Here is a 12,887-nt window from a genome sequence, read left to right on the forward strand (position 1 = left end):
GCTCCCCGGCCCCGCCGGGCAACCACCACCACGACACCGCCGCGACGGGGACAGGAAGCCGGTGCGAGTCCGGCGCGGTCCCGCCACTGTGACCGGGGAGGGCGCGGCGCGCCCTCCCCGGGAGTCAGGACACTGGCCCGTCGCGGGCCCGTTCCGAGGAGCGCGGACTCCCCAGGAGGCTTGCTGTGCACGACCGTTCCACTCGTCCCGCCCGTCCCACTCGTCCCGCCCGGCCCGCGCGCCCGGCCCGCGTGCTCCGCGCCGGGCGCTCCGCCGCGGCCCTCGCCCTGGGCGTGCTGCTGGCCGCCGTCGGCTGCGGCGCCCCGGCCCGGGGCGGCCCGGCGGCAGGCGCCGCCCCGGCGCCCGGCGGTTTCCCCGTCACCGTCCGGAACTGCGGTGTCACCACCACCTACGACCGGCCGCCCGCCCGGGTCGTCACCGTCCACCAGCACCCGGCGGAACTGCTGCTCTCACTCGGGCTGCGCGACCGGATGGTCGGCACCGCCTTCCCCGACTCGCCCGTCCTGCCCGCCCTGCGCGAGGACTTCGCGTCGATCCCGGTCCTGGCGGCGAAGGAGCCCTCGTTCGAGAGGATCCTGGAGGCCGACCCGGACCTCGTCTACGGCGGATACGGCAGCGCCTTCGCCGAGAACGAGGGCCGCTCGCGCAAGGCGTTCACCGACGCCGGGATCCGGACCCATCTCAACCGCGAGTACTGCGGCGAGCGGCGGGTCACCATGGCGGACACCTACGAGGAGGTCCGCACCCTCGGCCGGATCTTCGGCGTCCAGGAGCGCGCCGAGGCCCTGGTCGCGGACCTGGAGGGCCGCGTCGCCGGGGCGGTCGCCGCCGTCGCGGGCACCCCCGAGGTGCCGGTCCTCGTCTACGACAGCGGCGACAAGGCGCCGTTCACCGCGGGCGGCCGGAGCCTCGGCACCGAACTGATCCGGCTGGCCGGCGGCCGGAACGTCTTCTCGGACCTCGACGCCGTCTTCGGGGACGTCTCCTGGGAACAGGTCGTCGAGCGCCGGCCGGAGGTCATCGCGGTGTACGACTACGGTGACGCCGGAAGCGCCGAGGAGAAGGAGCGGTTCCTGCTGGCGCAGCCGGCCCTGGCCGACGTGCCGGCCGTGAAGAACCGGCGGTTCGTCGTCCTGCCGCTGACCGCGGCCCTGGTCGGCGTCCGGTCCGCGTACGCGGTGGAGGACCTCGCGCGCGGCCTGCACCCCGGGAGCTTCCGGTGACGGCCCCGCGCCCCGCCGCCGGGACGCCGGCCGCGGTCGGCCCCGACGGCGCCCCGCCGGAGCGGACGTCGGCCGGCGCGGACCGGCGGCCCGCCGCGTCCGCCGTCGTCCTCGGCGTGCTGGCCGTCGCGCTGCTGCTGTCCGCCGCGGCCGGGCTCGCCCTCGGCTCGGTACGGGTGCCGCCCGGGCAGGTGTGGGGCATCGTCACCCACGCGCTGGGCGCCGGCCACTCGCCGCCGGACTGGTCCCGGGCCCGGGAGACCATCGTGCTGGACGTCCGGGCGCCCCGGGTGCTGCTGGGCGCGCTCGCCGGGGCCGGGCTCGCCGTCGTCGGTACCGCGCTCCAGGCCCTGGTCCGTAACCCGCTCGCCGAGCCCTACCTGCTCGGCGTCTCCTCCGGCGCCTCGCTGGGCGCCGTCACCGTGATCGTGTTCGGGGCCGCCCTGTTCGGCAGGCTCTCGCTGTCCGCCGCGGCCTTCGCCGGGGCGCTCGGCGCGCTGCTGCTCGTTTACACCACGGCCCGCGCCGGCGGCCGGATCACCTCCTCCCGGCTGGTGCTCTCCGGCGTCGCCGTCGCCGCGGTGCTCACCGCCGTCCTCGACCTGCTGCTGCTCACCACCGGCCGCGGCAACGAGGCCCGCGCCGTCCTCGCCTGGACGCTCGGTGGCCTCGGCGGCGTCACCTGGGACACCCTGTGGCTGCCCGGCGCCGCCGTCCTGCTCGGGCTGGCCGTCCTGCTGCCGCAGGCCCGCAATCTGAACCTGCTGCTCGCGGGGGAGGAGGCCGCCGCCACGATGGGACTGGACGTGGCGCGCTTCCGGGCCCGGATGTTCGTCCTGCTCTCGCTGGTCACCGGCGTGCTGGTGGCGGCGGCCGGGCCGATCGGCTTCGTCGGCCTGATGCTCCCGCACGCGGTGCGGCTCGTCGTCGGCGGCGACCACCGGAGGGTCCTGCCGACCGCCGCGCTCGGCGGCGCCGTCTTCCTCGTCTGGGCCGACATCGCGGCCCGGGTCGTCGCCGCGCCCGTCGAGATCCCGGTCGGCGTGCTCACCGCGCTGTGCGGCGGCCCGTTCTTCCTCTGGCTGATGCGCCGCGACGCCCGCCGGGGCGCGTCGTGAGCGCGGCCGACCTCGCCGTCGACGGGGTGACCCTCACCGCCGGGGCCCGCCGCCTGGTCGAGGACGTCTCGCTCGCCGCGCGGCCCGGCGAGGTGGTCGGCCTGGTCGGACCGAACGGCAGCGGCAAGTCCAGCCTGCTGCGTGCCGTCTACCGGGCGCTGCGCCCCGAGGCCGGGCGGGTCCTTCTCGACGGCACCGACACCCGGGCGCTGCCCGGGCGCCGGCTCGCCCGGACGGTCGCGGCGGTGGTGCAGGACCAGGTCGCGGACTTCGACCTGACGGTGCGCGAGGTGGTCGCGATGGGCCGCAGCCCGCACAAGCGGCTGCTCGACGGCGACACCGCCGAGGACGCCGCGCTGATCGGCTCCGCGCTCGCCGCGGTGGACGCCGGCGGGCTCGCCGGGCGGTCGTTCGACCGGCTCTCCGGCGGCGAGCGGCAGCGCGTCCTGATCGCCCGGGCGCTCGCCCAGCAGCCGGCCCTGCTCGTCCTCGACGAACCGACCAACCACCTCGACGTCCGGCACCAGTTGGAGCTCCTCGGCGCGCTGCGGCGATTGCCCGCGACGGTCCTGGTGGCACTGCACGACCTCAACCTCGCGGCGTACTACTGCGACCGGCTGTACGTGCTGAGAGCCGGCCGGATCGCCGCCGCCGGGCCGCCCGCCGAGGTGCTCACGCCGCGGCTGCTCGCGGAGGTGTACGGCGTGACGGCGGAGGTCGCGGTCCATCCGCGGACGCGCGCGCCGCAGGTGACCTTCGTGCCGGCCGACCCGTACCCGGCCGGGACGGGCGGCCGTTCCGCGCCTTGACCCCCGCCCGCGCCCGCTCCGTGCCGGCCCCGGGGAACGTCAACCCGTGGGCCGGGGCGGGGTGCTGGTGCCGCCCGCTCGCCCCGCGTGGCAGTGTTCCGCACATGGACACCACGCCCGAGGATCCAGAGGTCACACTGGTGAACATCCGTCAGACGCATGGCCCCCTGCTGAGCCGACTGCTTCCCGACGACGACCCGGACGGTCTCACGGTGCGACAGGGGCAGTTCCACACCGTGGTCGTCGGTTCGGACCGCGTCGTGTGCCTGCCCCGTACCCGGGCGGCGGCCGCCCGGCTGCCCGGGCGCGCCGCCGCACTGCGCCTGCTCGCCGGGCTCGACCTCGGCTTCCGCACACCCGAACCGCTGGTCCAGGGCGGAACCCACGACGCCGACGGAGGGCCGTTCCTGGTACTCACCCGCATCCCCGGGGAACCGCTCCGAGCCGACGCACTCGGCGATCTCCGGGTGGCCGAGACCGTGGCGGCGCAGTATGCAACGCTGCTGGGTGGTCTGGCCCGGGCCGGCGACGACGGGACGGTACGAGCAGTGCTGCCCCGGGTGCCGGCGGACCGGTGGCGGCACTTCGCGGAGGGTGTGCGCGCGGAGCTGTTCCGGCTCATGTCCGACAGCGGGCGGCTACGGGCCGAACGGGAGCTCGCAGCACTCGACGGCCTTCCCCACCTCACCCGAGCGGTGGTGCACGGTGACCTCGGTACCGAGAACGTCCTGTGGGAGTGGACGCACGGCCTGCCCCACCTCGCCGGAGTGCTCGACTGGGACGACGTCGCACTCGGCGACCCGGCCGAGGATCTTGCGGCCGTCGGCGCCGGCCACGGCACCGGACTCCTGGAACGGGTGCTCGCCCTGGGCGGCTTGCCGGACCACGGACTCACCACCCGCATCGCGGCGATCCGCGGCACCTTCGCCCTGCAGCAAGCCCTCTACGCCGTCCGCGACGGGGACGAAGGAGAACTCGCGGACGGCCTGGCCGACTACCGCTGAGGCGCGCCGGCACAACCGCCTCATCGGGACGTCGGTCGACAGCGCCCCGGTGGACCTCGTCGGTCCCGGCGCCGGGAACGGCCTCACCGCGGCCCCGGCCGGTCGGGAGCCGGGGTCCGGCGCGGGTGCGCCCCGGCGGGGCCGTGGCCCTCCGGGAACGCACCCGGCGGGGGCGGTCGGGACCCGTCAGGTCGAGGCGTCAGGTCGAGGCGTCAGAAGGGCAGGACACGGCGGAGGAAGGCGTCGTACCAGAAGTTGGCGTCGCCGTCGACCAGGGTGCCGTCGTCGGCGGTGAACAGGACCGCGGTGCCGAGGCCGCCGACGACCGGGTCGTAGGAGCTGCCGGTGGACTGGGAGCCGTCGGCGGCCACGCTGACCCGCTCGGTGCGGCCGGTCCACAGGTCGTGCCGGAAGACGTCGCTGGCCTGGTTGGTGTCGCCCTGGACGAGGTTGTCGGCGCCGGAGTCGAAGTACACCCAGCGGTTGCCGGGGGCGACGACCGGCTGGGAGGAACTGCCGGTGGTGACGGTGCCGGGCAGGGCGATCGGCAGCCGCCGGACCGCGCCCGTCCTCAGGTCGCGGACGAAGAGCTCCTGGTGGCGGAGGTTGCCGCCGGGTTCGTCGGGGACGAGGTAGGAGTAGACCGCGAGGCGGCCGTCGGGGCTGATCGTGCCGGTGGCCGCGGGGTGCGGCGCGCCGGACTCGTCGGCGCTGGCGACCGTGGTGCGGCCGGAGGCCAGGTCGTGGACGTAGTACGGGTACTCGCGGGGCGGCCGGGCGGCCGCGCCGTCGCCGTGGAGGTGGCGGGGCCGGGGCTGCGCGGCCTCGTCGTCGGGGGCGGCCTGTGCGCCGGCCGGGTCCTCGACGACCGGGCCGCCCTCGGTGCTCGGCACCAGGTTGGTGGCGCGGGAGACGAAGCCGACGCTCCCGCCGTCCGCGCTGATCACCGGCCGGAAGGAGGGACGGTTGGCCGGTGAGCCGTCCGCGCCGATCGTGAGCAGGCGGGTGGTGTGCTGCCACCGGTCGGTGACGTAGATGTTGACCGTGCCGTAGTGGCCGGCCCCGGGGGCCAGGTCGTCGCGGGTCGAGGAGAAGGCCACGTAGCGGCCGTCGGCGCTGATCGACGGCTCGTTGGCGTACCGGTCGGGTTCCAGCCGGGCCGGACCGCCGGCCGTGATCCACTCGATGCCGCCGGTCCACAGGTCGCGGACGTAGACGTCGGTCGTGCCGTTGGTGTCTTCCGGGACGAGGCCGGCCAGGGAGGTGAACACCACGGAGCGGCCCAGGGCGTCGATCCCGCCCTCGTAGGAGTACTCGTCGGCCTGGGTGCCCGTGGAGGTGAGGCTGATCCGCTCGACGCCTCCGGTCCACAGGTCGCGGACGAAGACGTCGGTCATGGCGTTGGTGTCGCCCGGCACGATGTTGGTGGCGTCGGACTCGAAGACGGCCCAGCGGCCGTCGGCGCTCAGCCCGGTGGCCCGGCTCCCGTAGTCCGGTTCGACGCCGCCGAGGCCGGTGCTGAGCCGGGCGGTGCGCGCCCAGATCCCCCCGGCGTGCACCGCGCCCGCCTGCGCCGCGCCGGCCGGGGCCGGGGCGGCCTGGGCGGGGACGGCCTGGGCGGGGACGACCGCCGTGGCCACGGCGAGGACGGCGGCGGCCAGTACCACGGCGGCCCGCGCCGCGCGTGGTCCCCGGGTGGTGCGTACGGTGCGGGCGACCGGTGGTGTGGTGCTCATGGCGGGTTCCCTCCCCTGCTCGCGCCTCACCGCGCGCCCGGCCCGACGCCGCCGCGCGGCCCGCCCCCCTCGGCGGTCGGCTGGGTACGAGCCAACCGCCGGGCAGGATCCGGGTCAATGCCCCGGACATCGCTTTGATGAGAACCCGCCAACCCGTCGCCTCCGGCGTGAGGCGTTCCGCCCGCCGGACCCGGAACGGCCGTTTCCGGCCACCGCGCGGACGGGACGTGAGGGTGCCGTGGGGCCGGCGCCACCGGTGCGGCGGGAGACGGGACGGGCGGGACGCAACACGTTCGGAGGGGCGCCCTCCGGACGTCCCGGGAAGGGCCGGCAACGGCCCGAGCCGGGCCCGCCGCAGGCCTGTGCGGCCGCGCGGCGCGCCCCTACGATGTGAGCGCCGTCGGGCCTGACCCCCGACCCGCCCCTGCCGGCCGACACCGGGCGGCACCGGTCCCCGCCCTGACGGACCGGTCGCCACCCTTCGGCCGCCGCGCGTCCGGCTCACCCCGGGCACGAGCGAAGCAGCGGGGCGGGCAGCACCCGCGCAGGCCGCCCGTGACCCACCCACACCCGAGGGGTATGCCCATGCACGCCGGCACCGCCGTACCACCGGTCGGACCCGTCCCCACCGTCCCCACCGTCCGAACGTTCCGCGCCTTCCGCGCCCTGCTGCCCGTACTCGCCGTGCTGGCCGCCCTGTTGGGCGTCAGCCTCCCGGCGGCCGGCCCGGCGCACGCCGCGGTACCGGACCGCTGGGGCTTCGCCTACCTCGACAACCCGGCGCCGCCGCCGGGGTACGTCCCCGACACCACCCGACAGTGGGGCAGCTGGCCCTCGCCGGCCACCAACCCGGTGCGGGTCGACAAGGTCGGCACCGGCTCCTACGTCGTGCACTTCCCGCTGATCGCCGGCCCGGGCGGCATCGCGCACGTCACCGCCGTCGCCCGCACCGGCTCCTGGTGCCAGGTCCGGGGCTGGGCCACCGCGGGCTCCGGCCAGGACGTCGCCGTCGGCTGCTACCGCACGGGCGGAGCGCCCGAGGACAACCGCTTCACCGTCCTCTACACCACCAGCAGCGGCGTGCCGTCCCCGGCCGTCGGCGGCTACGGCTACGTCTTCGCCAACCCGACCGGGTCGGTGGTCACCCAGTACAACTCGACCGGCGGCACCAACGTCGTCGGCTCCGGGGGCACCGGCATCTGGAAGGTCTGGCTGCCGGGCCTGGGCCAGCCCACCCCGGCCGGCAACCTGGAGGTCACCGCCGTCGACGCGGCCAACGGCGCGCGCTGCAAGGTCGCCGACTGGTCGCCGTCCTCGACCGGCCAGACCGTCATCGTCAACTGCTACAACGCGGGCAACGTCCTGTACAACACCCGCTGGACGCTGAGCTACTCGGAGAAGCGTGCCGTGCACGGGCCGGCCCTGCCGCCCAACTTCTTCGGCTACCTCTGGTTCAACGGCGGGCTGCCCGCCACGACCAACTTCAACTCCTCCGGCGCGGTCAACACGCTCGCCGGCTCCGTCCCCTACACCGTCAACCTGCCGAACATCGCCGTCCCCTCGGACACCGCGCAGGTCACCGCCTTCGGGCCCGGCCCGGACCACTGCACCCTGGCCACCCCGTGGAACCGCAGCGCAGGCACGGTGAACCTCTACCCGATCTGCTTCAACGCCTCCGGCTCGCCGGTGCCGTCCCGCTTCTTCACCGCGTACACCTCGGCGTCCTGAACCGCCGGCGGCCGGGCCCGGGGCGCACCACCGCCCCGGGCCCGGCCCGCGCCCGCGTCGGGCCCTCTCCTCCGTCGGCCCTCCGTGTGCGCCGGTCAGGCGTCGACCAGGTGTGCGGATGCCGTGGGGCCGCCCGGCGCCGGCCGGCCTTGCCGACGCCCGGTTCCTCCCCTGGCCTCGGAGCGTGTGCATACCCGGTTCCACTGCCCTGACCTGGGCATGCGCGCCCGATGAGGTCCTCGGCGCAAACGCGGCGGAGCGCCGACCCCATGGTCGGCGCCCCGCCTCGTTCCCGGCCGCCCGGCGCGCACCCCCGCGTCCGTTGCGGCCCGGCGCACACTCAGGCGGTCGGTGACGGCCGCCTGCGCTGGAGCCACAGGCCCGTGAGGCAGACGGCCACGGTGAGCGCCAGTGCCAGCAGGGCGTCGGCACGCGACTCCTCCAGGACGATCATCACCGCGTACAGCCCGAGGAGCGCGAGGAGCGCCGCCCAGGTGAGCGCCGGGAACATCCAGACGCCGGTACCGGGAACGGGCCGTCGTCCGTTGGCGCGGTCCTGCCGACCGAGCACCAGGTGCGCCGCGGCGATGCCGATCCAGGTCATGTAGACGGTGTTGCCGGTGATGCTGACGAGCCGGCTGAAGGCGGTCGTCGGGTGGACGATCTCAAGGACCAGGCAGAGCGCCGCCAGCGCGGAGGTGAACAGGATCGCGGTGTGCGGCGCCCCGCGCCGGGAGACCCGGGCGAACAGGGACGGCGCGTCGCGGTCGCGGGCCAGCGCGAACAGCATCCGGGAGCTGGCGTAGACCTGGGAGTTCATCGTGGAGAGCATCGCCGCGAAGATCACGATGTTCAGCACGGTGGACGCGCCGGGCATGCCGAGGTGGTCGAGGGTGGCCGCGAACGGGCTCTCGCCGACGGCGGTGCTGTTCCAGGGCAGCAGCAGGAGGACCACGGACAGCGAGCCGAGGTAGAAGATGGTGACCCGCCACATGATGGTGCGGGTGCTCTTGCGGATCGCGGCGGCGGGGTCCGCGGCCTCGCCGGCGGCGATGGTCACGATCTCGGTGCCGGAGAAGGCGAACATCGCGCCGGAGGTGGCGATCACGACACCGCTGAAGCCCATCGGCAGGAAGCCGCCCTGGCCCAGCAGGTTCGTGGTGCCGGGCGCGGGGGTGTCCGGCAGCAGTCCGGCCACCGCGACCAGGCCGACGCCGATGAACAGGGCGATCACCGCGACCTTGACCCACACCGCCCAGAACTCCATCTCGCCGTAGGCGCGGACGGAGCCGAGGTTGACGGCGGTCACCGCGCCGAGCAACAGCAGGGCGACCGGCCAGACCGGGAGTGCCGGCAGCCAGCCGTGCACGATCTCGCCGAGTGCGATGGACTCGATGCACATGCCCAGCGGCCAGCCGACCCAGTAGATCCAGCCGCTGGCGAACCCGGCCCAGCGGCCGAACGCCAGCCGCCCGTAGACCGCGAAGGCGCCGGTGTCGGGGCGGGTCACGGACATCTCGGCGAGCATCCGCATGACGACGATGACGATGACGGCCGTCAGGGCGTAGGCGATCAGGACGCCCGGGCCCGCCTGCTGGATGCTCACGCCCGAGCCGACGAAGAGCCCGGCGCCGACCGCGCCGCCGATGCTGATCATGGTCATGTGGCGGCTGAGCAGACTCTGCTTCAGCCGGGGTCCGCCGCCCGCCGCGGAGTCCCGGGCAGGAGCGGACTCCCGGGCCGGGGCGGCGCCCGCCCGCCCCTTGGTGTCGCTCACGACTCCGCCCCCGCTCTCCGCTGGGCGTCCACCTCGGTCAGCAGCGCGCGGAACAGCGGCAGCCGCAGTTCGGCGTCCGGGATCAGCGCCTCCGGGTGCCACTGGACGCCGACCGTCCAGGCGGCGCCGTCGGCCGTCGCCTCGACGGCCTCCACGCACCCGTCGTCGGCGCGGGCCGAGACGCGCAGGCCCTCGCCCACCCGGTCCACCGCCTGGTGGTGACCGGAGGCGATCCGGATCCGCTCGCGTCCGAACGCCCCGGCCACCGCGCTGCCGTCCGCCAGCGCGACCTCGTGGACGGCCCACTCGATCCCCGGCTCCGGGTTGTGGGTGACGTCGGTCGGCTCCATGTCGACGTGCAGGGTCCCGCCGCGCAGGATGTTGAGCAGCTGCATGCCGCGGCAGATCCCGAGCATCGGCCGGCCGTGCTCCAGGGCGTGCCGGACCACGGCGGCGTCCAGCCGGTCCTGGGCGGGGTTGACGTCGTACAGCGACGGGTGGGCGGAGTCGGCGCCGTAGAGGGCCGGGTCGACGTCCCCGCCGCCGGGCACCACGAAGCCCGCGCAGCCGGCGAGCCGCTCGTCCAGCGGGCTGTCCTCGGAGTGCGGCTCCAGCAGGACGGGCTCGGCGCCGGCGGCCCTGATCAGGGCGACGACCTCCTCGAAGATGCGGTTGGCCTCACCGATGCGCTCGTCGGCGCCCGGCGCGTCGCCGTCGCTGAGGCGTACGGGTATCCCGATGAGGGGGGCCGGGTGGTCGATGAGGGTCATAGCTCTCCCGTGAACGGCTTGCAGATGCGATGCGAAATCTAGAAGATAGATTTCATGGATGGCAAGACCTGGACAGAACACCTCGAACCGGTGCGTTCGGCGGGGGCCGCCGAGGCCATCGCCCGCCGCCTCGGCGAGCTGATCGGCGCGCGCATCCTCGTCGGGGGTGACCGGCTGCCGCCGGAGAAGACCCTCGCCGAGCTGTTCGGCGTCGCCGTGATGACCGTCCGCCACTCGATGGCGGTGCTGCGGGAGGACGGGCTGATCGAGACCCGGCGAGGGCGCGGCGCCGGTACCTACGTCGTGCCCGACATCCTCACCCGGATCGGCGAACTGACCGCCCTGCACCCGTACACGCTGGCCGACATCGAGGAGCTGACGGCCTGGCGGATCGCGGTGTCCGGGGAGGCCTCCGCCCGGGCCGCCGGCCGGGCCTCCGATGCGGGACTGGCCAGGATGCGCGAGCTGGAGCTGGCCGCCGACGCGGCCGTCGCCGACCCGGAGGCGTACCGCACGGCGGACGCCGGTCTCCACCTGTTCATCGCCGAACTCTCGGGCTCCAGGCGCCTGTTGGAGGCCGAGCAGGGAATCCAGCACGAGCTGACCAGGCTGCTCGCCAACCACCCCGGCGGCACCCGGGCACGCAGCACGCCCGATCAGCGCCACCGTGCCCTGGCCGCGGCCATCGAGGCCCGCGACCCGGCACGGGCCCGCGAGCAGTTCGCCATCCACGCCGCGGCCACCGCGGACCTCTGCCTCCCGTTCGTCCAGCAGGCGCCCGACGGGGCGTAGCGTCCGCCGCGCGGGGTGGGGCCGGAGCCGTCCGGCACGGCCGGGGCGATGGCCGGATGTGACAGAACCCCGTCATTGCGGACACGCCCCGGGCGGCGGAAGGATCGGGGCATGCCCGAACCACGCACCGTCGTCATCGCCGCGTTCCCCGGGGTCGAGTTGCTGGAGGTGACCGGCCCCGCGGAGGTGTTCTCCGTCGCTGCCCGCCTGGTGGCGGGCGACGCGCCCGCCTACCGGGTGGAGATCGCCGCCGCGCAGGCCGGCCCGCTGCGCACGGCCGCCGGGATCAGCCTGGTCGCCGGGCGGTCGCTGGCCGAGGTGGGCGGCACGGGTGTCGACACCCTCCTCGTGGCCGGCGCCATGGAGCACGGCGACGGCCGCTACCGGGCCGTCGTCGACGAGGAGGTGGTCGCCTTCGTCGCCACCGCGGCCCCGGCCGCACGGCGCGTCGGCGGGGTGTGCGCGGGCGTCCACCTGCTCGCCGAGGCCGGACTGCTCAGCGGCCTGCCCGCCACCACCCACTGGCTCACCGCCGGCCAGCTGGCGGCGGGGTACCCGGACATCGCCGTCGACCCGGAGCCGATCTTCATCCGCGCCGGGCGGATCTGGACCTGCGCGGGCGTCACCGCCGCGCTGGACCTCGCGCTCGCCATGGTGGCCGAGGACCACGGTCCGGCCGTCGCCCTCGACGCCGCCCGCGCCATGGTCATGTACGTCAAACGCCCCGGCGGCCAGACGCAGTTCAGCGTGCCGCTCTCGCTCCAGGAGAGCGCCGACGACCGCATCGACGAACTCCGCCGCTGGATCGACGACAACCTCGCCGAGCGGATCCCGGTCGAGGCCATGGCCGCCCGCCTGAACCTGAGCGTGCGCCACTTCGCCCGGGTCTTCCGCGACCGCACCGGCCGCACCCCGGCCGACTACCTGGAGGCGGTCCGGGTCGAGGCGGCCCGCCGCCTGCTCGAAGAGACCCCCCGCAGCCTGCCCGACGTCGCCGCCGCCAGCGGACTCGGGTCGGTGGAGACCCTGCACCGGGCCTTCCGCCGCCGCCTGGGCGCCACCCCGGCCGAGTACCGCCGCCGCTTCCGCCCCCACGCCACCGCCCGCTGAACCCCGGCAAGGAGCACCTCCGTTGTCCCGTACCGAGATCGTCCCGATCCCCGTCCTGGGCCGGCACGCCGTCAACGCCTACCTGCTGCTCGGCCGCCACCCGGTCGTCGTCGACGCCGGGATGCCCGGCAGTGGCCGCCGCATCACCGAACAGGTCGCCGCCCACGGGGTCGACCCGCGGGACGTCCGGCTGATCGTGGTCACCCACGGCCACCTCGACCACTTCGGCTCCGCCGCCGAACTGCGCCGCCTCACCGGCGCGCCGATCGCCGCGCACGCCGCCGACCTCGGCCCCTACCGCACCGGCCGGGTCCGCGAACCGTACCTGCCCACCGGCCCGATGGGGCGCCTGATGGCCCGTAGCCCCAAGCTCCACGTACAGGCCGAGCCCTTCGAACCCGACCTCGTCCTCCGCGGCGAGACCGCCCTCGCGGACTTCGGCGTCGACGGCCGGATCATCCCCATGCCCGGCCACACCGCCGGCTCCGTCGCCGTGCTCACCGAGGACGGCGACCTGGTGGCCGGCGACCTGATCGCCAACTCCTTCATGGGCCTGGTCCAGGGCCGCCCGGCCAACCCGCCCTTCCACGACGACCCGCTCGCCAACCTCGCCAGCCTCCGCGCGATGCTCGCCCTGAACCCCACCCGCCTCCACGTCGGCCACGGCACCCCCCTCGACCCGGCCCGCGCCGCCCGCTGGGCGACGGCCGAACAGCGCCGGCTGGAGCGCCGGGCGGCCCGGGGCCGCCTGCGGACCAGGCCCCAGGACCCGGCCGGCGAACCGGCCCGGGCGTGACGA

Annotated in this window: 11 protein-coding genes and 1 riboswitch; of the genes, 8 read left to right on the forward strand and 3 right to left on the reverse strand. The window is 75.5% G+C overall.

Annotation, left to right across the window (positions count from 1 at the left end; translation table 11 throughout):
- Positions 1 to 50: 50 nt before the first annotated feature.
- Positions 51 to 135, forward strand: a riboswitch (cobalamin riboswitch).
- Between the two features lie 50 nt (positions 136 to 185).
- The 4 genes from ACFZBX_RS20065 (at position 186) to vph (ending at position 4,175) form a co-directional block, all read left to right on the forward strand.
- Complete coding sequence (locus ACFZBX_RS20065; protein WP_391535092.1) at positions 186 to 1,244, forward strand: ABC transporter substrate-binding protein; 1,059 nt, start codon at positions 186 to 188, stop codon at positions 1,242 to 1,244.
- Positions 1,241 to 2,362: a FecCD family ABC transporter permease gene (locus ACFZBX_RS20070; protein ID WP_391535093.1), complete on the forward strand. Its 1,122-nt coding sequence runs from the start codon at positions 1,241 to 1,243 to the stop codon at positions 2,360 to 2,362. The genes ACFZBX_RS20065 and ACFZBX_RS20070 overlap by 4 nt, the downstream gene beginning before the upstream one ends.
- The gene (locus ACFZBX_RS20075; RefSeq protein WP_391535094.1) at positions 2,359 to 3,171 is read left to right on the forward strand and encodes an ABC transporter ATP-binding protein; all 813 of its coding nucleotides are present in this window, start codon (positions 2,359 to 2,361) and stop codon (positions 3,169 to 3,171) included. Before ACFZBX_RS20070 ends, ACFZBX_RS20075 begins: the two co-directional genes overlap by 4 nt.
- A gap of 140 nt (positions 3,172 to 3,311) precedes the next feature.
- Positions 3,312 to 4,175: a viomycin phosphotransferase gene (gene vph, locus ACFZBX_RS20080; RefSeq protein WP_391535218.1), complete on the forward strand. Its 864-nt coding sequence runs from the start codon at positions 3,312 to 3,314 to the stop codon at positions 4,173 to 4,175.
- A gap of 212 nt (positions 4,176 to 4,387) precedes the next feature.
- Here vph and ACFZBX_RS20085 read toward each other — a convergent pair whose 3' ends face one another.
- Positions 4,388 to 5,911, reverse strand: a complete 1,524-nt coding sequence (locus ACFZBX_RS20085) for a hypothetical protein (protein ID WP_391535095.1) — start codon at positions 5,909 to 5,911, stop codon at positions 4,388 to 4,390.
- Between the two features lie 585 nt (positions 5,912 to 6,496).
- Between ACFZBX_RS20085 and ACFZBX_RS20090 the strand changes: the two genes are divergently transcribed.
- Positions 6,497 to 7,639, forward strand: a complete 1,143-nt coding sequence (locus ACFZBX_RS20090) for a hypothetical protein (protein ID WP_391535096.1) — start codon at positions 6,497 to 6,499, stop codon at positions 7,637 to 7,639.
- 340 nt (positions 7,640 to 7,979) lie between these two features.
- Here ACFZBX_RS20090 and ACFZBX_RS20095 read toward each other — a convergent pair whose 3' ends face one another.
- Entirely contained in the window at positions 7,980 to 9,416 is a 1,437-nt protein-coding gene (locus tag ACFZBX_RS20095) for an amino acid permease (RefSeq protein WP_391535097.1), read from the reverse strand.
- Positions 9,413 to 10,186 carry a gamma-glutamyl-gamma-aminobutyrate hydrolase family protein gene (locus tag ACFZBX_RS20100; protein ID WP_391535098.1) on the reverse strand — a complete coding sequence of 258 codons (774 nt, stop codon included), beginning with the start codon at positions 10,184 to 10,186 and terminating at the stop codon, positions 9,413 to 9,415. Before ACFZBX_RS20100 ends, ACFZBX_RS20095 begins: the two co-directional genes overlap by 4 nt.
- 54 nt (positions 10,187 to 10,240) lie before the next feature.
- Between ACFZBX_RS20100 and ACFZBX_RS20105 the strand changes: the two genes are divergently transcribed.
- The 3 genes from ACFZBX_RS20105 to ACFZBX_RS20115 all read left to right on the forward strand — a co-directional run bounded on the left by ACFZBX_RS20105 (position 10,241) and on the right by ACFZBX_RS20115 (position 12,884).
- Complete coding sequence (locus tag ACFZBX_RS20105) at positions 10,241 to 10,978, forward strand: FadR/GntR family transcriptional regulator (RefSeq protein ID WP_391535099.1); 738 nt, start codon at positions 10,241 to 10,243, stop codon at positions 10,976 to 10,978.
- A gap of 111 nt (positions 10,979 to 11,089) precedes the next feature.
- Positions 11,090 to 12,088, forward strand: coding sequence for a GlxA family transcriptional regulator (locus ACFZBX_RS20110; RefSeq protein ID WP_391535100.1), 999 nt, complete (start codon positions 11,090 to 11,092; stop codon positions 12,086 to 12,088).
- Between the two features lie 22 nt (positions 12,089 to 12,110).
- A complete protein-coding gene (locus ACFZBX_RS20115; RefSeq protein ID WP_391535101.1) occupies positions 12,111 to 12,884 on the forward strand; it encodes an MBL fold metallo-hydrolase in 774 nt (257 codons plus the stop codon).
- The last annotated feature ends 3 nt before the right edge of the window (positions 12,885 to 12,887 follow it).

The organism is Kitasatospora sp. NPDC008115 (genome assembly GCF_042957205.1).
Classification (GTDB): domain Bacteria; phylum Actinomycetota; class Actinomycetes; order Streptomycetales; family Streptomycetaceae; genus Kitasatospora.

Excerpts from the sequence above, each read along its gene's own strand:
- ACFZBX_RS20090 (WP_391535096.1), top strand. The coding sequence starts at position 6,497 with ATGCACGCCGGCACCGCCGTACCACCGGTCGGACCCGTCCCCACCGTC.
- ACFZBX_RS20085 (WP_391535095.1), bottom strand. The coding sequence starts at position 5,911 with ATGAGCACCACACCACCGGTCGCCCGCACCGTACGCACCACCCGGGGA.
- ACFZBX_RS20100 (WP_391535098.1), bottom strand. The coding sequence starts at position 10,186 with ATGACCCTCATCGACCACCCGGCCCCCCTCATCGGGATACCCGTACGC.
- ACFZBX_RS20105 (WP_391535099.1), top strand. The coding sequence starts at position 10,241 with ATGGATGGCAAGACCTGGACAGAACACCTCGAACCGGTGCGTTCGGCG.
- ACFZBX_RS20110 (WP_391535100.1), top strand. The coding sequence starts at position 11,090 with ATGCCCGAACCACGCACCGTCGTCATCGCCGCGTTCCCCGGGGTCGAG.